This window comes from Streptomyces sp. HP-A2021, assembly GCF_022807935.1.
Lineage (GTDB): Bacteria > Actinomycetota > Actinomycetes > Streptomycetales > Streptomycetaceae > Streptomyces > Streptomyces afghaniensis.
In genome coordinates this window covers 286,209-309,172 of the sequence record NZ_CP094344.1, presented here as the reverse complement: position 1 = coordinate 309,172, position 22,964 = coordinate 286,209, and the positions used below count along the sequence as shown (strand labels likewise).

Annotated in this window: 18 protein-coding genes and 1 pseudogene; 6 read left to right on the top strand and 13 right to left on the bottom strand. The window is 71.4% G+C overall.

Features of this window, described 5'->3' with window-relative positions:
- Positions 1–30 precede the first annotated feature (30 nt).
- The gene (locus tag MQE23_RS01475; protein ID WP_243377930.1) at positions 31–2,373 is read left to right on the top strand and encodes a SpoIIE family protein phosphatase; all 2,343 of its coding nucleotides are present in this window, start codon (positions 31–33) and stop codon (positions 2,371–2,373) included.
- 9 nt (positions 2,374–2,382) lie between these two features.
- On the opposite strand, the pseudogene MQE23_RS01470 reads toward MQE23_RS01475, so the two are convergent.
- Positions 2,383–2,635, bottom strand: a pseudogene (locus tag MQE23_RS01470) (ATP-dependent DNA ligase); the annotation flags it as partial.
- Between the two features lie 181 nt (positions 2,636–2,816).
- On the opposite strand from MQE23_RS01470, the gene MQE23_RS01465 reads away from it, so the two are divergent.
- Positions 2,817–3,293 (top strand): hypothetical protein, encoded by a 477-nt coding sequence (locus MQE23_RS01465; protein ID WP_037666838.1) that lies wholly within the window; start codon positions 2,817–2,819, stop codon positions 3,291–3,293.
- Between the two features lie 47 nt (positions 3,294–3,340).
- Complete coding sequence (fxsT, locus tag MQE23_RS01460; RefSeq protein ID WP_243377929.1) at positions 3,341–8,437, top strand: FxSxx-COOH system tetratricopeptide repeat protein; 5,097 nt, start codon at positions 3,341–3,343, stop codon at positions 8,435–8,437.
- A gap of 74 nt (positions 8,438–8,511) precedes the next feature.
- On the opposite strand, the gene MQE23_RS01455 is transcribed toward fxsT, so the two are convergent.
- From MQE23_RS01455 to MQE23_RS01445, 3 genes are read right to left on the bottom strand one after another with little or no spacing between them, the layout of a single operon-like run.
- Positions 8,512–8,652: a hypothetical protein gene (locus tag MQE23_RS01455; RefSeq protein WP_243377928.1), complete on the bottom strand. Its 141-nt coding sequence runs from the start codon at positions 8,650–8,652 to the stop codon at positions 8,512–8,514.
- A 5-nt stretch (positions 8,653–8,657) separates the two neighbouring features.
- A complete protein-coding gene (locus MQE23_RS01450; protein WP_020269757.1) occupies positions 8,658–9,272 on the bottom strand; it encodes a DNA polymerase ligase N-terminal domain-containing protein in 615 nt (204 codons plus the stop codon).
- A 38-nt stretch (positions 9,273–9,310) separates the two neighbouring features.
- Positions 9,311–10,141 (bottom strand): aldo/keto reductase, encoded by an 831-nt coding sequence (locus tag MQE23_RS01445; protein ID WP_020269758.1) that lies wholly within the window; start codon positions 10,139–10,141, stop codon positions 9,311–9,313.
- A gap of 111 nt (positions 10,142–10,252) precedes the next feature.
- Here MQE23_RS01445 and MQE23_RS01440 point away from each other — a divergent pair, with 111 nt between their 5' ends.
- Positions 10,253–11,317, top strand: a complete 1,065-nt coding sequence (locus MQE23_RS01440) for a LacI family DNA-binding transcriptional regulator (RefSeq protein WP_051185461.1) — start codon at positions 10,253–10,255, stop codon at positions 11,315–11,317.
- On the opposite strand, the gene MQE23_RS01435 is transcribed toward MQE23_RS01440, so the two are convergent.
- Genes MQE23_RS01435 through MQE23_RS01420 form a run of 4 tightly spaced genes read right to left on the bottom strand, consistent with a single transcriptional unit; the run spans position 11,280 to position 15,908 of the window.
- Positions 11,280–12,677 (bottom strand): glycoside hydrolase family 32 protein, encoded by a 1,398-nt coding sequence (locus MQE23_RS01435; RefSeq protein WP_243377927.1) that lies wholly within the window; start codon positions 12,675–12,677, stop codon positions 11,280–11,282. The genes MQE23_RS01440 and MQE23_RS01435 overlap by 38 nt on opposite strands.
- Positions 12,674–13,528 carry a carbohydrate ABC transporter permease gene (locus MQE23_RS01430; protein ID WP_243377926.1) on the bottom strand — a complete coding sequence of 285 codons (855 nt, stop codon included), beginning with the start codon at positions 13,526–13,528 and terminating at the stop codon, positions 12,674–12,676. The genes MQE23_RS01435 and MQE23_RS01430 overlap by 4 nt, the downstream gene beginning before the upstream one ends.
- A gap of 17 nt (positions 13,529–13,545) precedes the next feature.
- Complete coding sequence (locus MQE23_RS01425) at positions 13,546–14,502, bottom strand: sugar ABC transporter permease (protein ID WP_243377925.1); 957 nt, start codon at positions 14,500–14,502, stop codon at positions 13,546–13,548.
- Entirely contained in the window at positions 14,499–15,908 is a 1,410-nt protein-coding gene (locus MQE23_RS01420) for an extracellular solute-binding protein (RefSeq protein ID WP_243377924.1), read from the bottom strand. The genes MQE23_RS01425 and MQE23_RS01420 overlap by 4 nt, the downstream gene beginning before the upstream one ends.
- 184 nt (positions 15,909–16,092) lie before the next feature.
- Between MQE23_RS01420 and MQE23_RS01415 the strand changes: the two genes are divergently transcribed.
- Both MQE23_RS01415 and MQE23_RS01410 read left to right on the top strand, forming a co-directional pair.
- Positions 16,093–17,067 carry a TauD/TfdA family dioxygenase gene (locus tag MQE23_RS01415; RefSeq protein WP_037673554.1) on the top strand — a complete coding sequence of 325 codons (975 nt, stop codon included), beginning with the start codon at positions 16,093–16,095 and terminating at the stop codon, positions 17,065–17,067.
- Between the two features lie 81 nt (positions 17,068–17,148).
- Positions 17,149–17,712 (top strand): dihydrofolate reductase family protein, encoded by a 564-nt coding sequence (locus MQE23_RS01410; RefSeq protein ID WP_243377923.1) that lies wholly within the window; start codon positions 17,149–17,151, stop codon positions 17,710–17,712.
- Here MQE23_RS01410 and MQE23_RS01405 read toward each other — a convergent pair.
- The 5 genes from MQE23_RS01405 to MQE23_RS01385 form a co-directional block, all read right to left on the bottom strand.
- Positions 17,709–18,737, bottom strand: a complete 1,029-nt coding sequence (locus tag MQE23_RS01405) for an LLM class flavin-dependent oxidoreductase (RefSeq protein WP_243377922.1) — start codon at positions 18,735–18,737, stop codon at positions 17,709–17,711. The two genes, MQE23_RS01410 and MQE23_RS01405, sit on opposite strands and share 4 nt — an antisense overlap.
- 90 nt (positions 18,738–18,827) lie before the next feature.
- Positions 18,828–20,333, bottom strand: a complete 1,506-nt coding sequence (locus tag MQE23_RS01400) for a metallophosphoesterase (RefSeq protein WP_243377921.1) — start codon at positions 20,331–20,333, stop codon at positions 18,828–18,830.
- 46 nt (positions 20,334–20,379) lie between these two features.
- Positions 20,380–21,237 (bottom strand): MHYT domain-containing protein, encoded by an 858-nt coding sequence (locus MQE23_RS01395; RefSeq protein WP_020276950.1) that lies wholly within the window; start codon positions 21,235–21,237, stop codon positions 20,380–20,382.
- A gap of 120 nt (positions 21,238–21,357) precedes the next feature.
- Entirely contained in the window at positions 21,358–22,113 is a 756-nt protein-coding gene (locus MQE23_RS01390) for a dienelactone hydrolase family protein (RefSeq protein WP_243377920.1), read from the bottom strand.
- Positions 22,114–22,258: 145 nt separating this feature from the next.
- Positions 22,259–22,879: an L-threonylcarbamoyladenylate synthase gene (locus tag MQE23_RS01385; RefSeq protein ID WP_243377919.1), complete on the bottom strand. Its 621-nt coding sequence runs from the start codon at positions 22,877–22,879 to the stop codon at positions 22,259–22,261.
- Between the last annotated feature and the right edge of the window lie 85 nt (positions 22,880–22,964).

Sequence of the window (22,964 nt, the reverse complement as noted above, 5' to 3'; positions counted from 1 at the left end):
CAGGGCGGCAAAGGGATAATCCTGGACGATATGGAGGACGCCTCCGCTGCTGCGATCATCGACGCTCGCGGCACCGTGACGGGGTGGAGCGAGGGTGCCCGGCGGCTGACCGGCTACCCGGCCGACGAGGCCGTGGGCCGGTCCGTACGGGAGCTGCTCGCCGAGGACGTGCCGCCCGAGGCGGTGTCCGCGCGGTCGGGCACCGTCATGGTGCGGCACCACGACGGCTATCTGATCGGGCTCCGCGTCAGAGCTTGCGCCGTGACCGGCCCGGACGGTGCACCGCACGGCTTCGTGATCACCGCCGAGCCGCCCGGCAGCGCCGAGACGTCCCTGGCCGGAAAGGCCTTCCAGCAGGCGTCCATGTCGATGTCCGTGTTCGACACCGACCAGCGCTATCTACGGCTCAACGACGCCGCCTGCCATGTGATGGGCGTGCCCGAGGAGACCCTGCTGGGGCGGCACTTCCCGGAGACCGTCGAGGAGGCCGAGCACAGCCAGGGCTTCAACTGGCACCTCCGCCACGTCGTCGAGACCGGCCGCCCGCTCCGCTACGAGAGCTACACCGGCGCCCCGGCCCTGAACCGGGAGCACGCCTGGGTCACCGAGATGTGGCCGGTCCGCGACCACTCCGGCGAGCTCCTGGGCACCGCCCTGGCCGCGTTCGACAGCACCGAGCAGTACTGGGCGCGACAGCGGCTGGCACTGCTCAACGAGGCCGCGGCGGCCATCGGCACCACTCTGGACGTGGTGCGCACGGCCGAGGAGCTGATCGGGGTCGTGGTGCCCCGGTTCGCCGACTTCGCGAGCGTGGACCTGTTCGACTGGGTCCTCGGCGCGGAGGAGTCGCCGACCGTGCCCACCGACGAGATCGTGCTGCGCCGCGTCGCCCACGGCTCCGTCACGGAGGGCACCCCGGAAGCCGCCGTCCACCTGGGAGAAGTGGACGCCTACCCCGCGTTCTCCCCCATCGCGCGGGCGATGCGGGAGGGCCGGGCGATCGTCAGCCAGGCGGGGGAGCCGTCCTTCATGCGCTGGGTCGCCGAGCGCAACACGCGCTCCCCGCAGGGCAGCCCCTACCGCCAGGGCGCCCACTCGATGATGGCGGTGCCGCTCCGGGCCCGCGGCACCACCCTCGGTGTCGCGGTCGCCGTGCGCATCCGGAAGCCGGACGACTACGCCGCCGACGACGCCGTGTTCGCCGAGGAACTCGCCAGCCGTGCCGCGGTCTGCGTCGACAACGCCCGCCGCTTCGCCCGCGAGCGCACCACCGCGCTGGCGCTCCAGCACAGCCTGCTGCCGAGGGGACTGCCCGGTCAGGCCGCCGTCCAGGTCGCCCACCGCTATCTGCCCTCCGGCTCGGCGGCCGGCATCGGCGGCGACTGGTTCGACGTGATCCCGCTGTCCGGCAGCCGGGTCGCGCTCGTCGTCGGTGACGTCGTGGGCCACGGCATCCCCTCCACGGCGACCATGGGCCGCCTGGTCACAGCCGTACGGACCCTCGCCGACGTGGACCTGCCGCCCGACGAACTCCTCACCCACCTCGACGACCTGGTCACCCACCTCGCGTCGGACGAGGACGGCGACGAGGTCGCCGAACTCGGCGCGACCTGCCTGTACGCCGTCTACGACCCCGTCACACGCCGGCTGAACCTGGCCGCCGCCGGGCACCCCGCGCCCGCCCTGGTACTGCCCGACGGATCCGCACGGCTGATCCCCATGAGCGCCGGGCCCCCACTGGGCGTCGGAGGGCTGCCGTTCGAGGCGACGGAGCTCCAGCTGCCCGAGGGCTCCGTCGTCGCCCTCTACACCGACGGCCTCATCGAGGACCGCGACCGCGACGTCGACCACGCCACGGACGAGCTGTGCCGCGCCCTGACCGTGCCCGCCGACTCGCTCGACGCCCTGTGCGACACCGTGCTGAAGGCCGTACTGCCGGAGGAGCCCGGCGACGACGTCGCCCTCCTGCTGGCCCGCACCCGGGCACTGGGCGCGGACCAGGTCGCAACCTGGGACGTGACGCCCGACCCCGCGCAGGTGGCCGCCACCCGCCAGGCCGCCACCGAGCAGCTCACCGCGTGGGGGCTGGACGAGACGGCCTTCGTCACCGAGCTCGTCGTCAGCGAACTGGTCACCAACGCCATCCGGTACGGCGCCGCGCCCATCCAGCTCCGTCTCATCCGCGACCAGACCCTCATCTGCGAGGTGTCCGACGGCAGTTCGACCTCCCCGCACCTGCGGCGGGCCCACCAGGACGACGAAGGCGGCCGCGGACTGCTGCTGGTCGCCCAGCTCACCCAGCGCTGGGGCAGCCGGCAGACCACCCGGGGCAAGACCATCTGGTGCGAACAGCCGCTCACGCCGCTGTTCTGACCGGCCCGCTCACGCGGCAGCATGCCCCGACGGGCGTTCCCGCACCACGTCCCATGGCTTTTTGTCGCCCCGCAGCCCCAGGTACCGCGGGGTGGCGCAGCATGCCGTCCCGCGTCCACTCGGCGAACGCGATCCGGGCCACCAGCTCCGGCCGTACCCAGCGCGCGCCCGCCTCCCGCACCGGCCCCTCGAACGGCGAACCGGACTCGCGCAGCCCGTCGAGCCGCTCACGCAGGTCCAGCAGGGTGCGCCGGCCGAAACCATTCATGCACTGTTGGGCTGTTCATGAGCATCGGCTGGCCCTATGACGATCACGTTTTCGAGTGTGTATGGGTATCCGCCGGCAATGAGCACGAGGGTGTTCCTGCAAGGCGCTGCATCTGCGGGACGTCATGTGTGGCGTTACGTTTGAGAGAGGCCGCTCAAGTGAGGAGGCCGGAAAGATGCTGGTGGAGACGCTGACGGCGTTGGCCGCGGCGGGCGGCACGGCTGTGGTGCAGGCTGCGGGCACGGATGCGTGGACGGGGTTCCGGCTAGCGGTGGCGCGCTGGTTCGCAAGGGGCGACGCCCAGCGGGAGCGGGCGGAACTCGAGCGGCTTGACCAGACCGCCGCTGCTTTGGAAACTGCTGACCCGACCCAGGTGGAGAGGGTGCGGATCAGCCAGGAAGCCGCCTGGCATGCCCGCGTCGAGGCGCTGTTGGAGCGCCTGGATGCGCCGGAGCGTGACCAGGCTGCCGATCAACTCCGTACGCTGCTGGTCGGTCACGTCCCAGGCGTGGCTGTGACGGCCGGGCAGGGCGGAGTGGCCGCGGGCGGAAACCTGGACATCCGCGCGGAGCAGGGATCGATCGCGGGCGCAGTGATCCAGGGGGATGCACACGTCGGCCCTCATCCGGCGTCGGCCCGGCCCCAGGACTGAGCGGGCCGACAAGCCAACCCCCAGCACCTGCGGTTATCGGTGCGCCAGTGAGTATTGCGGCAAGCGATCACAGCATCGCCGCCGCGTGGATCGGCAAGGTCGCCTATTACGCCGCACCGCGGCCCCCCGTGGCCTGGCCGCACCAAGTCGGCACGTTGCCCCGGCAGGCCGACTGCTTCCAGGACCGGGCCACCTCCCGGCAGCTGGATCATGCAGGCCATAGCGGGGAAGGTGCGGTCTATGGCCAGGTTCTGGCCGGCCTTGGCGGAGTCGGCAAGACACAGCTCGCTGCCCACCACGCCCGCACCTTGTGGCAGGCCGGGGAGCTCGACCTGCTGGTCTGGATTACCGCTGGCACCCGCGACTCGATCGTCGCAGGCTACTCCCAGGCTGCGGTCGAGATCATCGGCGCCGACCCTCATGATGGGGACTCTGCCGCGCGGGCGTTCCTGGCCTGGCTGGAGCCCAGGCCCGGCACCACGCGCCGCTGGCTGGTCGTGCTCGACGACCTCGCCGACCCCGCCGATCTGCGCGGCTTGTGGCCCCCCGCCAGCACGCACGGCCACACCATCATCACCACACGTCGCCGTGACGCCGCCCTCACGGGACATGGCCGTCGGCTGGTGCCGGTGGGGCTGTTCACAGACGACGAGGCAATCACCTACCTCACCACTGCTTTGGCTGCTCATGGCCACCATGAACCTGTGGAGCAGCTCGCTGGGCTTGCCGACAGCCTCGGGCACCTGCCGCTGGCTCTGTCCCAGGCCGTGGCCTACCTCGTTGACGCTGACCTGTGCTGTGCCGACTACCGCGCCTTGCTTGCGGATCGAGCTCGGCACCTCACGGATATGCTGCCCGAGGCATCGGGATTGCCTGACGATCAGGCCTTCAACGTCCCGGCTTCGTTGTCGCTGTCCCTGGAGCGCGCCGACCGGCTTCCGCCGATCGGGCTGGCCCGTCCGATGCTGCAGCTCGTCGCACTGCTCGACCCCAACGGCATCCCCACCTCCGTTCTGATCAGCCCACCGGCTCTCATCCACCTGATCGAGCAGGGTGCGAATGACGCGCTGGGCGAGATGTCTGTCGAAGATGTCACTGCGCAGGCCACACAGGCGCTCCGGGCGCTGCACCGCCTGAGCCTGATCGACTACGCGCCCGGCAGCGGCGACCAAGCAGTCCGCGTCCACCAGCTCGTCCAACGCACCGTCCGGGACTTCCTTCTCCCCGCAGACCAGTTTGACCGACTCGTTCGTACGGCCGCTGACGCTCTGGTCGCCGCTTGGCCCGCTATTGAACGCGACACTGCCCTTGCTCAAGCCCTGCGTGTCAATGCCGATGCGGTCACCCTCCATGGTCAAGGGGCCATGTACCAGGACGGCGCTCACCCCGTGCTTCTCCGTACGGGGCGAAGCCTCGGCGAGGCCGGCCAAGTCGCGGCTGCTCGCCACTATTTCCAGCATCTGGTCAGCACGACCCAGCACCACCTCGATCCGGACCATCCCGACACACTCCTCGCCCGGCACGAGCTCGCCCGCTGGCAGGGGAAGGCCGGGGATGCGGCAGGAGCCACGGCCGCCTACGAACAACTCCTCGCAGACCAGGAGCGGGTGCTGGGTCCCGACCACCCCAACACCCTCAGCACCCGGAACAACATCGCCTACTGGCGGGGGGAGGCAGGGGATGCGGCCGGCGCCGCCGCAGCCTACGAAGAAATCCTCGCAGACCAGGAGCGGGTGCTGGGCCCGGGCCACCCCGTTACCCTCACCACCCGGACCAACCTCACCCGGCAACGGGGGGCAGCGGGGGACGCGGCCGGCGCAGTCGTAGCACTCGAAGAAATCCTGGCAGACCAGGAGCGGGTGCTGGGTCCCGACCACCCCAACATCCTCACCATCCGCTTCAACATCGCCTGGCAGCGGGGGGAGGCGGGGGATGTGGCAGGCGCAATCGCCGCCTACGAGCAACTCCTCGTGGACCGGGACCGGGTGCTGGGTCCCGACCATCCTGAGACGCTCACCACCCGGCACGGCCTCGCCTACTGGCAGGGGGAAGCGGGGGATACAGCAGGTGCCACAGCCGCGCTCGAGCAACTCCTCGCAGACGAGAAGCGGGTGCTGGGTCCCGACCACCCCAACACCCTCACCGCTTTGACCCACATCGCCCGCTTCCGGGGGAAGGCGGGAGATGCAGCCGGTGCCGCCACACTCTCTGAGGAACTACTCGCGGACGAAGAGCGGGTGCTGGGACCCGACCACCCTGACTCCCTCATCACCCGGAACAACGTCGCCAGATGGCGGGCGGAGGCAGGGGATGCGGCTGGCGCCGCCACAGCCTACGAACAACTCCTCGCGTGCCTGGAACGGATGCTAGGACCCGACCACCCCAACACTCTCACCACCTTGACCAATATCGCCTACTGGCGGGGAGAGGCGGGGGATGCGGCCGGCGCCGCCGCAGCCTACGAGGAACTTCTCGCATACCAGAAGCGGGTGCTGGGCTCGTACCACACCGACACGCTCACCACTCGAAATAACATCGCCTACTGGCGGGTGGAGGCGGGGGATGCGGCCGGCGCAGTCGTCGCCCTCCGACTACTCCTCGCAGACCAGGAGCGGGTGCTGGGGCCCGACCACCCCGATGCGCTCAACACCCGGACCCGCATTGCACGTGGCCGAGGGGAGGCGGGGGATGCGGCCGGCGCCGCCGCAGCCCTTGAGGGGCTGCTCGCGGAGGCGGAGCGGGTGCTGGGCCCGGACCACCCCGACACCCTCGCCACTCGACACAACCTTGCCTACTGGCGCGGGGAGGCGGGGGATGCGGCCGGCGCCGCCGCAGCCCTCGAAGAACTCCTCTCAGACTTGGAGCGGGTGCTGGGCCCGGACCACCCTGACACGCTCACTACCCGGCATAACCTCGCCCGCCAACGGGGGGAGGCGGGCGATGCCGCAGGGGCAGTCGTCGACTTCGAACAACTTCTCGCGTACCAGGAGCGGGTGCTGGGTTCCGACAACCCCGACATCCTCACCACCCGGGCCCACATCGCCCACTGGCGGGGGGAGGCGGGGGATGCGGCAGGGGCAACTGCCGCCTACGAGCAACTTCTCCCAGACCTGGAGCGGGTACTGGGCCCCGACCACCCCGACACCCTCACCACCTTGACCAATATCGGCTACTGGCGGGGGAAGGCGGGGGACGCGCCTGGCGCCGCCGCAGCCTTCGAGGAACTCCTCGCGTACCTGGAGAGGGTGCTGGGCTCCGACCATCCCGACACCCTCGCCGCCCGCAACAACGTCGCCTACTGGCGGGGAGAGGCGGGGGATGCCGCAGGCGCCGCCACAGCCTACGAAGAACTCCTCGCCCACCGGGAGCGGGTGCTGGGGCCCGACCACCCCGACACTCTCACCACCCGAGCCAACATCGGCTACTGGCGGGGAGAGGGCGCGGATGCGGCTGGCGCAGCTGTTGCGCTCGAAGAACTCCTCGTGGACCTGGAGCGGGTGCTGGGGCCCGACCACCCCGACACTGTCACCACCCGAGGCAACATCGCCCGCTGGCGGGGGGAGGCGGGGGATGCGGCTGGTGCAGCCGTTGCGCTCGAAGGACTCCTCGTGGACCTGGAGCGGGTGCTGGGGCAGGACCACACTGACACGCTCACCACTCGGAGCAACCTTGCCTACTGGCGGGGGGAGGCAGGGGATGCGGCCGGTGCCGCCGCGGCCTTCGAGCAGCTCCTCGCATATCAGGAGCGCGTGCTGGGGCCCGACCACCCCGACACTTTCACCACTCGATCCAACATCGCCCGCTGGCGGGGGGAGGCGGGGGATGCGGCTGGTGCAGCCGTTGCGCTCGAAGAACTCCTCGTGGACCTGGAGCGGGTGCTGGGGCAGGACCACACTGACACGCTCACCACTCGGAGCAACCTTGCCTACTGGCGGGCGGAGGCAGGGGATGCGGCCAGCGCAGTCGCCGTACTCGAAGAACTCCTCGTGGACCTGGAGCGGGTGCTGGGCCCTGACCACCCGGATACGCTCACTGCTTGGAACGACTTGGCCAAATGGCGGGTGGAGGCGGGGGATGCGGCTGGTGCCGCCGCAGCCTTCGAGCAGCTCTTCGCCGGCCGGGAGCGGGTGCTGGGGCCCGACCACCCTGGCACGCTCACCGCCCGACACAATCTGATCTACTGGCAAGGGGAGGCGGGGGACGCGGCCGGTGCAACCGCTGCCTTCCAGCAGCTCCTGGCGGACCAGGAGCGGATATTGGGACCGGACCACACTGACACGATCACCACTCGGAACAACCTTGCCTACTCGCGGAAGGAGGCGGGGGACGCAGCCGGTGCCGCCGCGGCCTTCGAGCAGCTCCTCGTCTGCCTGGAGCGAGTGTCGGGGCCCGAGCACCCCGACGCCCTCACCGCCTTGAACAACCTTGCCTGCTTGCGGCGTGAGGCGGAGGATGCGGCCGGCGCCGCCGCAGCCTTCAAGCTACTGCTTGGACGGACGCTGCGGGTTCTGGGCCCCGACCACCCGGACACGCTTCGCACTTGGAAGGGCCTTGCCTACTCGACGGGGGAGGCGGGGGATGCGGCCGGTGCTGCCGCGGCCTTCGAGCAGCTCCTCGCCGGTCTGGAGCGGGTGTTGGGGCTCGATCACCCCGACGCCCTCGCCGCATTGCACAAGTTGGCCTACTGGCGGGGGGAGGCAGGGGATGCGGCTGGTGCCGCCGCGGCCTTCGAGCAGCTCTTCGCTGGCCGGGAGCGGGTGCTGGGCCCGGACCATCCGGATACGCTCAACGCCTTGACCAACATCGGCAACTGGCGGGGGAAGGCGGGGGATGCCGCCGGCGCAGCCGCAGCCTTCCGACAACTCCTTGTGGAACAGGAGCGGGTGCGGGGCCCGGAACACCGGCTCACCCTCGCTACCCGGCTGCTTCTCGCCTACTGGCGGGGTAAGGCGGGGGATGCGCAGGGCGCCGTAGCGGCCTTGAAGCAACTCCTTGCGGACTATGGGCGGATACTCGGCCCGCACCATCCGGATACGCTGAGGGCTCAGGATCATCTTGCCCGCTGGCAGAGCAAGGCGAGCGAGACAGCAGGCGTTCACCAGTCGACGGCGGAGTCAAGTAGCCGAGGCGCCTCCCATAGATGATCATGTACGTGGAAGCGGAGGATCCGGCGGACAACGCCAGTCATGAACCCTGTCCATGACTTCCGCTCGAACACTCAGTCCTCGTCCCCGTCCGAGAAGTCCCGCCGGTCGCTCAGCGCGGCGAGCATCGGGCGCGACGCCAGTTCCGCCCCCGGGCGGGCCGCCCCGCGCAGCCGCCGCTGCCCGTCGGACAGGGTGTCGAGGAGACCGGCCATCGCCGTCACTCCCCGTTCGCGTCCGAGGCGACCTGGGCGAGGGTCCGCCCGGACACGGCCGAACGCGCCCGGCGCGGATCGGGAGCCCCGTGCGTACGGGCCCGGCCCCCGGCCCGCTTCACCAGCAGCCAGGCCTCCTCGCCGTCACCGCTGCCGTCGCCGCGGAACCGGGTCAGGGCGTACTCACCGCGCAGTTTCGCCCCGCTCAGCCGGAACGTGGCGTGCCCCCGCTCCAGCGACTCGGCGAAGTCCACCGGCCGTCCCCTGCGGTCGTGGCTCAGCGGCTCGTAGGTGCCGTGGTCCCAGACGATCACCGTGCCGCCGCCGTACTCGCCGCGGGGGATCACGCCCTCGAACTCCTCGTATTCCAGCGGATGGTCCTCCGTGGGCACGGCCAGCCGCTTGTCCTTCGGGTCCGCCGAGGGGCCCTTGGGGACCGACCAGGACTTCAGGACGTCGTCCACCTGCAACCGGAAGTCGAAGTGCATCGTGCTCGCGTCGTGGATCTGCACCACGAACCGGGGCCGGTCCCCGGCGGACTCCCCGCTGCCCCGGGGCTCGCCGGTCCGGCCGAAATCGCGCTTGCCGCGGTAGTCCCGCAGCCGGTCCCGCTCAGCCACCTGCGGCTCCTTCCTGCCTCGCGGGCCCCGGGTACCCGTCAGAACTCCTCGTGCACCTCGGGGTCCCCGCCGACCCGCCGGTGCGACCGGTCCGCGACGGCGGTCATCTCGTCCTCGCTCAGCTCGAAGCCGAAGACGTCGAGGTTCTCGCGCTGCCGCTCGGGGTTCGCCGACTTCGGGATGGGCACCGCGCCCAGCTGCGTGTGCCAGCGCAGCACGACCTGCCCCTCCGTCACCCCGTGCGCCTCGGCGATCCGCGCCACGGCGGGATCCCGAAGCAGGGGCGTGCCCCGGCCCAGCGGGCTCCAGCTCTCGGTCAGGACGCCCTTGGCCTCGTGGAAGGCGCGCAGGTCGTCCTGCGGCAGGAACGGGTGCAGCTCGATCTGGTTGACCGCGGGCAGCACCCCGGTCTCCTTCTCCAGCCGCTCGATGTGGCCGGCCGTGAAGTTCGAGACGCCGATCGACCGGACGAGCCCCTCCTCGCGCAGCTTGATCATGGCCTTCCACGAGTCGACGTACCGGTCCACACGCGGCAGCGGCCAGTGGATCAGGTACAGGTCGACGTACTCCAGGCCCAGCCGGGCCCGGGACTCCTCGAAGGAGGCGAGCGTCTCCTCGTAGCCGTGGTGCCGGCCCGGGAGCTTCGTCGTCACGACGATCTCCTCGCGCGGCACCACACCGGAGGCCACGGCCCGGCCGACCCCCGTCTCGTTGCGGTAGTTCGTCGCCGTGTCGATCAGGCGGTAGCCCGCCTCCAGGGCCGAGAGCACGGCCTGTTGCGCCTCGTCGTCGCCGAGCGGCCAGGTGCCGAGGCCGAGGGCGGGGAGCGCCGTACCGTCGTTGAGCGTGTGCGTCGGGATGCTGATCACCGTCGGACCTTCCCGTTGACTGTGTCCTTGTGACTGTGTCGCCCCTCCAGCGTCACGGATAGGGTGAGCGGTGATCAACCGGACGGGTGGGGGATGAGGACGGCGGACGGCATGAGCAGCGCCGAGGGAAAGCAGGCCACCGGATCAGGGCGTCCCACCTCGCGGGACGTCGCCCGGCTCGCCGGCGTGTCGCACACCGCGGTGTCCTTCGTGTTCAACGGCCGCGCCGAGGGCAACCTCTCGCCCGCCACCCAGGAGCGCATCCGGCAGGCCGCGGTCCAGCTCGGCTACCGGCCCGACCCCGTCGCCCGCGGTCTGCGCCGCAGCCGTACGGCCGTGATCGGCCTGGTCACCGACGAGATCGCCTCCTCCCCGTTCGCCGGGCGGCTGCTGCGCGGCGCGATGGACACCGCCTGGGCCGGGGAGCACCTGGTCCTCACGGTCGACTCCGGGGGCGACCCGGCCAAGGAGGACGCGGCGGTCGCCGAACTCCTCGACCGGCGCGTCGACGGCATCATCTACGCGGCCATGTCCCTGCGCCGTGTCCGGGTCCCCGAGGGACTGCACCGCACCCACTCCGTGCTGGCGAACTGCCTGCCCGATGACGACTCGCTGCCCTCCGTCATCCCCGCCGAGCGCGCCGGTGGCCGTACGGCGGCCCGGCTGCTGCTGGAGCAGGGCCACCGGCGGGTCGCCCTCGTCGGCGGGCAGGACGACATCGCCTCCGTGGAGCGGCTGCGTGGCTTCCGCGACGCGCTGCGCGCCGAGGGCATCACCGTCCCCAGGGACTGGGTCGTACGGACCGGAGGAGAGATCTCCAGCGGCTACGAGGGGGCCGTCCGCCTCTTCGACGGCACCCCGCCCGACCGCCGGCCCACCGGGATCTTCGCCTACAACGACCGGGTCGCGGCGGGTGTCCTGCACGCCGCGACCCGGCTGGGCATCGCCGTACCCGGCGACCTGTCGGTGGTGGGCTACGACGACCAGGAGCACATGGCCGCGTATCTCGCGCCGCCGCTCACCACCATCGCGCTGCCCCACCGGGCGATGGGCGAGGCCGCCGCCCGGCTCCTCCTCGACGCCATCGCCACCGGCCGGACCCCGCCCGCCTCCGTGCGGCGCCTGGCCTGCCCGGTGATCAGCCGCGCATCGGTGGGACCAGCTCCCATCCGGTGACGGCCACGCCGGACGGCACGCTCAACTCCCGTACGTCGTCGGCCCGGTGGTAGACGCGCTCGGTGATCATGGCCCGGTCCCCGACGAACAGCTCGTACAGCGAGCCGTCGGCGAGGACACGCACCGTGAGCTCCTCCCACGGCGACACCCGGACCACGACCGGCGCCGGCGCGCCGGCCTCCCTGCGGGGCCAGTCGCCCCGGTCGAGTGTCACGGTGCCCTCGTCCGGGTCCAGCCGGACTGTCAGCTCGGCGCCCGAGGACGACCGCAGGAGACTCACCGCGGCGTGCCCCCGCGCGCTGACCGTCAGATCGTAGGCCGCCGGCAGCGCGGCCCGGCCCGGGGCGACGACGAACGGCTCGGCGGCGTGCAGGCGGTGCAGCTCCGGGGCCGGGATGACCCGCAGCGCCCCGTCCGGATGGACGTCGACGACCCGGGGTGCGGTCAGGACGCCGGCCCAGTCGGTCCCGCCCGGCTCGCGGGCCTCCCACGACCAGCCCCACATCAGGGCCCGGTCCGGCTCCTGGAGCACGGCGGGCGCGTAGAAGTCGCGGCCGTGGTCGAGCAGGCCGCCCGTCCGGGCGGAGAAGCGCAGGTCCGTCGGAGCGCGCCCGGTGTCCAGACGCCCCGTGAGATAGCCGGTGGTCCACGGGTCGCCGTCCCACAGGGACAGGACCAGCACCCACTCGCCGCCCCGCGTCGCGTACAGCTGCGGGCACTCCCAGCCGGTCGCCCGGTCGCCGAACGCCGCCGCGGCGGCCGGGTCCCGGCCGTCCAGGAGCACACCCGCGAACCGCCAGTCGGTCAGGTCGTCGCAGTCGTACAGCAGCACCGACGGCGTACCGTCCGTGTGGCCGGCGCCGACCAGCGCCCAGCGCCGTCCGTCGTGCCGGAAGACGAACGGGTCGCGGAACATCGCCACGTCCAGGCCCTCGGGCGGGCCCGTCACCACCGGTGTGGGCAGGGGAGTCCAGTCGGTCAGCGCGGGATCGTCCGGATCGGCCGCCCGGGCCAGGCAGATCGTGCCGAGTCCGCTGTGGTCACGGTCGACCCCGGTGTAGACGGCCGTCGGCACGCCCCCGTCGTCGACCACGCACCCGGACCAGCAGCCCGCCTCGTCCGGGCCGCCTTCGGTCGGCGTCAGGGCGATCGGGTGGTGCTCCCAGCGGGCGAGGTCGGGGCTGGAGGCATGGCCCCAGTGGACGTTCGCGTGGACCGGGGCCTCGGGGTTGTGCTGGTAGAAGAGGTGGTAGCGGCCCCGCCAGCGGAACGGGCCGTTGGGGTCGTTCATCCAGTTGGCGGGCGGGCGGACCCTGAAGCGCGGGGCGTGCGGGTCCTGTGGGGGAGCGGCGAGGCTCAACGGTTGACTCCTGCGGACGTGATGCCCTCACGCAGAGGGCGCTGGCCGACGACGAACACGGCGACGGCGGGGATCATGGAGAGGACGACACCGGCGAGCACCACGGAGATCGAGCCGGTGCCCAGGTTGCCCTGGAGGGAGACCAGCCCCAGCGGCAACGTGTAGTTCTGGCCCGACGTCTCGAGGATCAGCGGCCGGAAGAACTCGTTCCAGTGGTAGTTGAAGGCCAGGACGCCGACGATCGCGAGGCCCGGCGCGGCCAGCGGGGCGTACACCGACCGGAACGTCCGCCAGGGCCCGGCGCCGTCCAGCATCGCCGCCTCGCCCAGGTCCTTGGGCATGCCCAGGAAGTACTGCCGCATCAGGAACGTGCCGAACGCCGTCGGGAAGGCCGGGATGATCAGCCCGAGCAGGGTGTCGGTCAGGCTCATCGACTTCAGGACCAGGAACACCGGCACGATGGTGACCTGCAACGGCACCATCATCGTCGCCAGGACCAGGCCGAACAGCGGCTTCTTGAAGCGGAACTCCAGCCGCGCGAAGGCGTATCCGGCCAGCCCCGCCGTGATCATCTGGCCGGCCGCGATCAGGCCCGTGACCAGCGTGGAGTTCAGCGCGAGCAGCCAGACGTCGATCTGGTCGAACACTCCGCGGTACGCCTCGGTGGACGGGTTCGCCGGGATCAGCTGCGGCGGCAGGTCGAACGCCTCGGCGGGGGTGCGCAGCGAGGTCGACACGGTCCACACGACCGGGCCGAGGGTCAGCAGGGCGCACACGGTCAGCCCGGCGATCCGGACCCAGGGCGCCAGCCCGTGCCGCACGCGGCTGGAGGACAGGGTTGCTTGGCTCATGGGAAGACTCACCCGGCTCACTGGTAGTGGACGAAACGCCGGCTGAGCCGGAACTGGAGGGCCGTGACCGCCATGATCAGCACGAACAGCAGCACACCCACCGCGGACGCCTCACCGAAGCGGAGCTGCTCGAACGCGGTCTCGTAGATGACCATCACGACCGTGCGGGTCGAGTCGCCGGGACCGCCGTTGGTCAGGACGTACGGCTGCTCGAAGACCTGGAGCGCGTTGATGATGCCGACCACCGAGGCGACCAGCAGCGTCGGCGACAGCAGGGGAAGCGTGACGCTGAGGTGCTTGCGCAGGCCGGTCGCGCCGTCCAGCGCGGCGGCCTCGTGGATCTCCTTCGGGATGTTGTTCAGACCGCCGACGAACAGCAGGAACGAGAAGCCGAACTGCTGCCAGACGTAGACCAGGACCACGGTCGCCATCGCCGCGTTCTCCGACGTCAGCCACGGCACCGGCGCGATCCCGACGAAGCCGAGCAGCCAGTTGACCACCCCGAAGTCCTGGTTGAACAGGTACTTCATCACCACCGAGATCGACGCGGCGGACAGCACCAGCGGGAAGAAGAACGCCGAGCGGAACACCGACCGCAGCCACACGGGCATCCGCCCGTTCAGCGTCAGCGCGAGCGCCAGGGCGACCAGCAGTTGCAGCGCCACCGCGATGACCATGAAGACGAGGGTGTTGCGGAAGGACACCAGCACGGTCTCGTCGCCGAACACTGCGCCGTAGTTGGCGGCACCGGCGAAGCGCGGCGAGTCGATCACGTTCCAGTGGAAGAGGCTCAGCACCACCGAGCCGACGATGGGGACGACCGTGAAGACGACGATGCCGACGATCGTCGGGGCCAGGAACAGCGTGGCCAGCAGCCGGGTGCCGCGGTCGCGGGCCGAGGGACGCGGTGCGTCCTGGGCGGGCCGGGCCTCGGGCCGTTCGGCTCGTGCGGGCGGTGTCTGGGTGTTCGTCATGCGTCACGCTCCATGGCCTTCTCCAGGTCGCCCTGCAACCGGCGCAGCGCGGGTCGGACCGAGCGCGGGGAGGCCAGGGCCGTGCCGGTGTGCTTGAGCAGCAGCTGCTCGACCTCGGCGACCTGCGGCGGCGCCGGGATGGGTCCGGTGTCGGGGAACCGGTCGAGGGTGTCGTAGAAGACCGGCCAGTGCGCCGGGCCGGTCTTCTCGTACCGGCCGGCGGTCAGCATCGAGCGGCGGGCCGGGGTCGTCTGGTTCGTCGTGAACAGCCGCGTCAGGGTGTCCTTGCGGGCCGCGTACTTGATGAACTCCCAGGCCTCCTCCTGCCTCTTCGAGGTGCGCAGCAGCGCGTAGCCCGCCGCGCCGTACTGCATGCGCTGGGCGCGCCAGCGCGGGAAGTACTGCACGTCGAACCCGTCCCGCTCCATCCCCGCCAGGTGCAGGCCGCCCGCCCAGAAGCCGCCCGCCGGGGTGACACCGACCCGGCCGTTGGAGAACACGCCGATGAGGTTCTGGCCGTTGCCGCCCTCGGGGCGGGTGCACAGGCCGTCCCGGACGAGGGAGGCGAGGTAGTCGTAGACCTCCTCCACCCGGTCGTGCGTGGCCTGCGGCGTCGTCCACCGGAAGCCGCCCCCGCGGCCCTTGCGCTGCGCGGCCGGGTAGAAGGAGTCCCACAGCCACGCGCCGCCGGGAGCCTTGGACTCGGCGAGCAGATTGGTGCCGTTCGCGAACAGCCAGGGCACCACACCGCCCCACAGCCGGTTGGTCCAGAAGTAGGGCGTGAAGCGGGAGCCGCTGGCCTGTTTCATGTCCCGCAGCAGCGCGGTGAAGTCGTCGCGGGTCCAGTCGGCCGGCGGGTACTGCGCGCCGGCCCTGCGCAGCACCTGGCGGTTGAGGTACATGTCGGCCGCGTTGAACTCCACCGGCAGCTGGAAGAGGCTGCCCTCGTACATCATCGACTCCACCAGCGACGGGTGGACGTCGGCGAAGTACTCCTTGAGTTCGGCCGCGTCCCGCTTCACCCACTTGTCCAGGGCGACGCCGAGCCGCTGCGCGAACAGCTGCACGCCCTCGGTGGCCACGTAGACCAGGTCGGGGGCGGTGCCGGCGGCCACCTGCGTGAGGATCTTCGCGAAGAAGTCGGACCAGTCCACGGCCTGCACGGCGTTGATCTGGAGCTTGATGTCGGGGTGCAGCTCGCGGAAGCCCTCGCGGAGCGTGCGGATCGCCTCCGGCCCGTAGGCGGGGCCCAGTGTGGCGACGACGAGGGAGCCGTCGTCACGGCCGGGTATGTCGGCTCCGGTGAGCCGGTCCCAGCTCGCGGCGGTGCCGGCCAGGGCGGCTGCCCCCGCGCCGTAGGCGCCGTACCGCAACAGGGCGCGCCGGGTGAGGTGCGAGTCGGTCATCGTGAGGCCTAACTCGTGTTAGTCGAGGAGTGATGCCCCAGATGATGTGAGCGCCGCACGAGCCTGTCAAGACGCTGGACGGCCTGACCTTTAACGAGTTAGGTCCTGCGGTGTCGCCCCGGGCGGAGATCGCTGTCACGATCTTCCGGTAGGCACGACCACGCCCACGACCAGCGGAGTGCGCATGACGACGGACAGCCCGATGACGGACGAGGCGGTGCGGGACGCCGGGGTGGAGGTGAAGCCGGTCGCGGGGCACATCGGCGCCGAGATCAGCGGGGTCGACCTGGCCGCGGACCTGGACGACACCGTGGTCGCCGCGATCAGGTCGGCGGTGCTGCGGTGGAAGGTGGTGTTCTTCCGGGGGCAGCGGCTCGACCATGCCGGGCATGTGGCGTTCGCGCGGCGGTTCGGTGAGACGGTGCTGCTGCCGCGGCGCGGCAAGGCCTCGCCCCCGGACTTCCCCGAGATCGAGACGACCGCCGACCGGCTGGAGCTGGGCGGGCGGTTCGGCATGGAGCACGACGAGTGGCTGCGGCGCCGCCGCCACACCCTGCTGCGCGGCTGGCACTGCGACCACGGTGCCCGCGTCGACCCGCCCGCTGCGACGATCCTGCGCGCCGAGACCGTGCCGCCCTACGGCGGCGACACCACCTGGTCGAACCTCGCGGCGGCCTACGCCGGACTCTCCGCGCCGCTGCGGCAGTTCGTCGACGGACTGTGGGCCGAGCACCGGCTCGGCGTCGGCTACCAGCCCCGGCCCGGCGACGACGCCTACGTCCGCCACCTGCTGGACCGCCAGGTCGCCTCGCTGCACCCCCTGGTGCGCGTCCACCCGGAGACGGGCGAGCGGATCCTCTACGTCAACGGCTACTACGTCGAGCAGATCGCCGGCCTCTCCCGGCCCGAGAGCGCCGCGATCCTTCAGATGCTGCTGGAACAGGCCGTCCGGCCCGAGTACACGGTCCGGTTCCGCTGGGAGCCGGGCAGTGTGGCGTTCTGGGACAACCGCGCCACGATGCATCTGGCTCCCGGCGACACCGCACACCTCGACCACCCGCGGATCATGCACCGGGTGATGCTCGCCGGGGACGTGCCCGTCGGGGTGGACGGCAGGGCCTCGGAGCCGATCACGGGGACGGCACCCGGCCGCTGGTGACACGAACCGTTCCGTGAGTCGCGATGAGTTGTGCGGTGTCCCGCGGTCGTACTGTCGAACCCCTTACTCAGGAGGACACCGATGCGCAGCGTGACGTATTCGATGGGCGTCTCACTGGACGGCTACATCGTCGGGCCGGACGGCGGCTTCGACTGGACGGAGCCCGACCCGGACGTCTTCCGCTTCTGGATCGACCAGATCCGGGACGTCGGCGTCCATCTGCTGGGGCGACGGCTGTACGAGACGATGCTGTACTGGGAGACCGCCGACCAGGATCCCTCGCTCGGTGACGCGGAGCTCGAGTGGGCCGCGCTCTGGAATCCGCTCCCCAAGGTGGTGTTCTCCACCACGCTGTCGGAGGTGCAGGGCCATGCCCGCCTGGCCTCCGGCGGCGTGGCGGAGGAGATCGAGCGGCTGCGGGCCGAGCCGGGGGAGGGTGACATCGCGATCGGCGGCGCGACGCTCGCCGCCGAGGCGGCCGACCTGGGCCTGATTGACGAGTACCGGGCCGTGGTCCACCCGGTGCTGGTCGGCGGTGGCGTTCCGTTCTTTCCCCGGCACGAGCGCCGGGTGGATCTCGAACTCGTCGAGACCCGCACCTTCAGCTCGGGCGTCGTCTACCTCCGCCACCGCGTGGCCCGCTAGTCGCCCGGTCGCCAGCCCAGTGCCGGGCCGAGCTTCGTCGCCGTGTCGGTGAGGATCTGGACATAGTCCTCGTGCTCGAAGGTGAACGGGAGTGCGAAGGCGACCTCGTCCACCTCGCGGAACGCCGCGTGCGCGTGCAGCCGCTCGGCGATCTCCTGCGAGGTCCCCACCAGGTCCGGCGCGAACAGCAGCCGCGCCGGGCCCTGCGGTGCGGCCGTACGGGGAGTGCGCTCGGCGGCGTACTTCTCGTAGCGGGCGCGCTGCCCGGGCGAGGCGGAGTCCGTGGGGATGACGACCAGGCCCTGCGAGACGCGGGCGGCCTCGCCGTCGGGGTGGGCGGCGCGGAACGCCCGGATGTGGGAGAGCTGGATCTCCGCGAAGTCGTGGGGCCCGTGGGGGTCTTCGGCCTTCACGACGCTGCTGGTGAGCAGGTTCATGCCGTGTTCGCCGGCCCACCGGGCGGAGCGCAGGCTGCCGCCGCCGTACCACAGCCGGCGGCCCAGACCGGGGGAGTGCGGCTGCACCCGGTCGGAGAAGGTCTCGAACCCTTCCGTCCCGCTGAAGTCCGTCACCGGCACACCCCGCACGGCGTCCAGCAGCCGCTCCACCCGTCCGTAGCCGAAGTCCTCGGCGTCGGCTGTGTCCGGGTAGAGCGCGCCCTTGACCTGGTCGAAGTGCATCGGCGGGCCCACGCTGACGCCCGGGTTGAGCCGACCCCCGGACAGCAGGTCGACGGTGGCCAGGTCCTCGGCGAGGCGCAGCGGGTTCTCCCAGCCGAGCGGGATGACCGCCGTGCCGAGTTCGATCCGGCGGGTGCGCTGTGAGGCCGCGGACAGGACGGCGACGGGGGAGGAAATGCCGTACTGGAGATGGCGGTGGCGCACCCACGCGCTGTCGAAGCCGAGCCGTTCGCCCAGTTCGATGATCTCCAGTGTGGACTCGTGGCCGCGCCGGGGATCCTCCTCGTCGAACAGTCCGATGGTCAGGAAGCCCAGCTTGCGCAGCGGTCGCGAGGTCGGTGGCACGGGCGCCTCCATCATTGAACGTTCAAGGGTCTACGACTGTGCCAACCCGGCAGCGGCCCGCGCTGTTCCCGCCGCACCGGTTCCCGCGTGTCAGCGCAGCGGGATCGTCACCTCGTCCTCGACCGGCGGGGCGAGTTCCTGGGCGCGGTTCCCGGTGGCCGCGAAGCAGCGCAGCCGGACCGACTCCGGGGAGACGTCCAGGCGCAGGAAGCACTTGAAGAACGGCGGGCTGTACGTCGCAGAGCCCGGCGAGAACAGCGACGTGTAGATCTTGCGCACGGGCAGCCGGAACCGCCTGGCCCGGTCGGGCCGGCGGCCGGTGCCGAGCAGCCCGGCGACCAGCCGGACGCGCCGGGTGACACGGGTGGCTGCGCCCGGGACACGCGTCGGCGGGATGCCCAGGCGCTCGGCGATCACCGCCGTCGCCTCCGCCTCGGTGAGCGTGAAGAAGCGGGGCATGCGCAGCCGGCGGCCGTAGAGCCGGCTGTAGAAGGCGAGGGAGTCGCCGCGCAGCGGATAGCAGCGGAAGTCCCGCTCGGTCACGTTCGCGATCTTGACGCGGGGGATGGTGTGGGTGGCGTGCATGAACGCCCCGCCGCCGCCCGCGACCACGTACTGGATGGTGCGTCCGTCGTCCAGCCGGACCGGGTAGCGCTGGTAGTTGTGGATGTCGCCGCCTATCGCCGCCACGTAGTGGTGCTCCGGGGCGCGGACGATGTCGTCGACGGTGCCGCCCCCTTCGATGGCGCACGGCTCGCGCCTGCCGTCCACGTACAGGGGCGACCCGGTGACCAGGATCTTCGGGCGGGGCCCCTGGGACACCTCGCGCAGCCAGGCGCCCTGCTCGGCGTCGAGAGTGCCCAGCAGGCCCGTGTCGATGCCTATGATCCGCACCGGTCCGGCGTCGATCGCCCAGTACGGGCCCGGCTGTACGGCCTGCTGGGCGGGTGCCGAGCGCAACTTCCGGGCCTCGGCGAGGTGGTGACCGTCGTCCGGTCGCGGCCGGTGCCAGAGCAGGGACCGCAGCCAGGCCCGGGTCAGCGGGCGCGGCCGGGGCTCGGGCGGCAGCGGCGCGGCGTCGTCGCAGAAGACGCGCATGAAGCCGCCGAGGTCCTCGTACCAGTCGTGGTTGCCGGGGATCGCGTAGATCGGCGCCTGGTAGTCCCGGTAGGGGCGGAAGAACTTGGTGCCGTAGTCGTCCGCGCTGCCCACGGGGTAGATCACGTCACTGGCCAGCACGGCGAAGCGGGTGTCCTGACCGGTCTTCAGGAGGCCCGGCACGACGGCGTACTGGGGGTCGTCGCCCTCGCCGGTGTCGCCGATGACCAGGAACGAGAAGCGGTCCGGATCGTCGCGCCGGATCACCTTGTCGGCCGGTGCGCCGGCGGCCGCGCGCTGTGCCACCCACCGGCCTCGGGTGTGGCCGGTCGGGTCCCCGAACCAGGAGGCCAGCACGCCGTTGCGGGCGGCCCACAGCATTCTCGGGTCCAGCCAGGAGATCTTCTCGACCTGCTGCGGCATCAACTGCCGGTACGCGCCGCGTTCGCCGGTGCCCCAGCCGGCGCCTTCGGCAGTATGGCGTGAGGAGTCAGACACCGCTGCACCGTAACAATGATCTACGAGCCGTCCGCAGGCGGGTCGTTCAGCGGCGACGGGCGGACGAGTCCGTGTCGTGCCACGAAGTGCGCGGCGCGGGAACGGCATTGGCGGAGGGGACGCCGACGGTGCGGCCCGGGTGCGGGGCGGGGTTCCGGTTCCCGGACCGCTCGCCGTGCACCAGCAGCGGGTCGAACATGATCACGACCCCGGCCAGCAGCAGGAAGACGATCGGCCCCAGCAGCATCGGCAGCAGCAGCGACAGGGGCGACTCGCCCTCCCACGTCCCACCGGTCGTGTCGTGCACATGCACGCTGACGGCTGCCATGCCCGTGTAGTGCATCCCGGACACCGCCACGCCCATCACCAAGCTCGCCCCGAGGCTCGTCAGCAGGCCGCGGATCGTGACGGCCGACCACAGCGCTGCGGTCGCTGCGGCGATGGCGATCAGCACGGACAGTACGACGCCGACCGGGTCGTAGCCGATGTCGCCGTGCAGCCGCATCGCGGCCATGCCCAGGTAGTGCATGGCCGCCACCCCCAGTCCGGTGACGACACCCGCGACCGCCAGGGAGACACGGCCCGGCCCGCGGTAGCCGACGATGAACACCCCGATGCCGACAACGGCGACGGCCACGACGAGACTGAGCACCGTCGTGGCCGCGTCATAACGGACCCGGGTCTCCTCCACGTGGAAGCCGGTCATGGCGATGAAGTGCATCGTCCAGATCCCGCACCCGATGGAGGCCGCGCCTAACGCCAGCCAGCCCGGCTTCCAGGAACGCGCGTTCAGCAGCGAGCGCACGATGCACCGCAGCCCCAGCGCCCCTCCCAGACAGGCCATCAGATACGCCGCCACCGGGGTCACCGCACCGTAGCGGAACCCGTCGACCGTGCCCTCCATGAGCAAACTCCCCCCGAGTCATTGCTGATGTTCAGCAAGGTCTACGCGCAGGGATCGCGGGAAAGCAAGCCCTTACCGTCGGTAGGAGAGCAACTCCTGTCGACCAGGAGTCGATTGAGGTCAGAATGTGCGCTTCAGCAGGTCGAGCAGAGCCGCCCAGTGCCGCTCGTCGGCCTCCTCGTGGTACGACGCGGTGTCGGACTGCGTGAAACCGTGGGGCGCGCCCGTGTACACCTCGCACCGGTGGCGGACGCCCGCCGCGGTCAGGGCCTCCTCCAGGCGCTCGATCTGCTCCCGGGGCAGCGAGGGGTCCTCGTCGGCGTGGCCGAAGTACAGCTCGGCGGTGACCTTGCCGGCCACCAGATGCGGACTGTCCGGCGTGTCCGTCGCCAGCCGCCCGCCGTGGAAGCCGGCCGCCGCCGCGACCCGCTCCGGGTAGGTCCCGGCCGTGAGCAGCGACAGGCGTGCCCCCATGCAGTAGCCGGTCAGCGCGACCGGACCGTCGGCCACCGCGGGCGACTCGGCCAGCCAGCGCAGATAGGCGCCGGCGTCCCGCATCGCCCGTTCGGCCGTCAGGGCCCGCATGACCGGCATGATGCGCTCGAATATCTCCGGCCGCGCCCCCGGGTCGATGAACTCGGGCAGCTCGAACAGCGGTGCGCGGCCGTGCCGGTAGAACACGTTGGGCACCAGCACCGCGTAACCCTCACCGGCCAGCCGGTCGGCCATGGAGCGCAGTCGCGGACGCAGGCCGAAGGCGTCCATGTAGAGCAGGACCGCCGGGTGGGCGGCCCCGTCGGCGGGACGGGCCAGATACGCGTCGGCGGTGCCGTCCTCGGTGGGGATGTCGACGTCGGTTCCCTGTACGGCGGTCATGACTGGGCTGCCTCTCTGCGGGGTCTCGGCCGGAAACCCGTCCGCGTTACCGGGCGGATCACGGGCATCGTGACACGCCGTTTCCCGGGGCATTTCGCCCGCCCCCCGCACACGGCACAGCCGTGAACGCCCCTTGGCGTGCCCTTTACTCGAACCGTGAGGTGTCGCCCGCGCCGTGCCGCACGATCTCGGCCTCCCCGCCGGAGAAGTCGATCACCGTCGTCGGCTCCGTGCCGCAGTCACCGGAGTCGACCACCCCGTCCAGCACGTGGTCGAGCAGGTCCTTGATCTCCCAGCCCTGCGTCATCGGCTCCTCCTCGCCGGGCAGCAGCAGGGTGCTGGACAGCAGCGGCTCACCGAGCTCGGCGAGCAGGGCCTGGGTGACGACATGGTCCGGGATCCGCACGCCGACCGTCTTCTTCTTGGGGTGCTGGAGCATGCGCGGCACCTCCTTCGTCGCGGGCAGGATGAACGTGTAGCTGCCGGGCGTCGACGCCTTGATCGCGCGGAACACGTCGTTGTCGATCCGCACGAACTGACCGAGCTGCGCGAAGTCCTGGCACACGAGGGTGAAGTGGTGCCGGTCGTCCAGCTTGCGGATCGTACGGATCCGCTCGATGCCGTCACGGCTGCCCAGTCGGCAGCCCAGTGCGTAACACGAGTCCGTGGGGTAGGCGACAAGAGCGTCCGCACGGATGCTGTCGGCGATCTGGCCGATGGTGCGGGGCTGGGGGTTGTCGGGGTGCACGTCGTAGTACTTCGCCATCCGCCGAGCTTATGCCGCCCCGCGCGGTGCGGCTGCGCAGGGCGGGGTGTCGGCCCGCGGGCGGGCGCCGGGGGCGCGCCCCGGA

Coding starts and splice junctions, on each gene's coding strand:
- MQE23_RS01440 (WP_051185461.1), top strand. CDS start 10,253: ATGAGCAGCGCCGAGGGAAAGCAGGCCACCGGATCAGGGCGTCCCACC.
- MQE23_RS01395 (WP_020276950.1), bottom strand. CDS start 21,237: ATGGAGGGCACGGTCGACGGGTTCCGCTACGGTGCGGTGACCCCGGTG.
- MQE23_RS01475 (WP_243377930.1), top strand. CDS start 31: ATGGAGGACGCCTCCGCTGCTGCGATCATCGACGCTCGCGGCACCGTG.
- MQE23_RS01415 (WP_037673554.1), top strand. CDS start 16,093: ATGACGACGGACAGCCCGATGACGGACGAGGCGGTGCGGGACGCCGGG.
- MQE23_RS01410 (WP_243377923.1), top strand. CDS start 17,149: ATGCGCAGCGTGACGTATTCGATGGGCGTCTCACTGGACGGCTACATC.
- MQE23_RS01425 (WP_243377925.1), bottom strand. CDS start 14,502: ATGACGAACACCCAGACACCGCCCGCACGAGCCGAACGGCCCGAGGCC.
- MQE23_RS01390 (WP_243377920.1), bottom strand. CDS start 22,113: ATGACCGCCGTACAGGGAACCGACGTCGACATCCCCACCGAGGACGGC.
- MQE23_RS01455 (WP_243377928.1), bottom strand. CDS start 8,652: ATGGCCGGTCTCCTCGACACCCTGTCCGACGGGCAGCGGCGGCTGCGC.
- MQE23_RS01465 (WP_037666838.1), top strand. CDS start 2,817: ATGCTGGTGGAGACGCTGACGGCGTTGGCCGCGGCGGGCGGCACGGCT.
- MQE23_RS01430 (WP_243377926.1), bottom strand. CDS start 13,528: ATGAGCCAAGCAACCCTGTCCTCCAGCCGCGTGCGGCACGGGCTGGCG.
- MQE23_RS01385 (WP_243377919.1), bottom strand. CDS start 22,879: ATGGCGAAGTACTACGACGTGCACCCCGACAACCCCCAGCCCCGCACC.
- MQE23_RS01420 (WP_243377924.1), bottom strand. CDS start 15,908: ATGACCGACTCGCACCTCACCCGGCGCGCCCTGTTGCGGTACGGCGCC.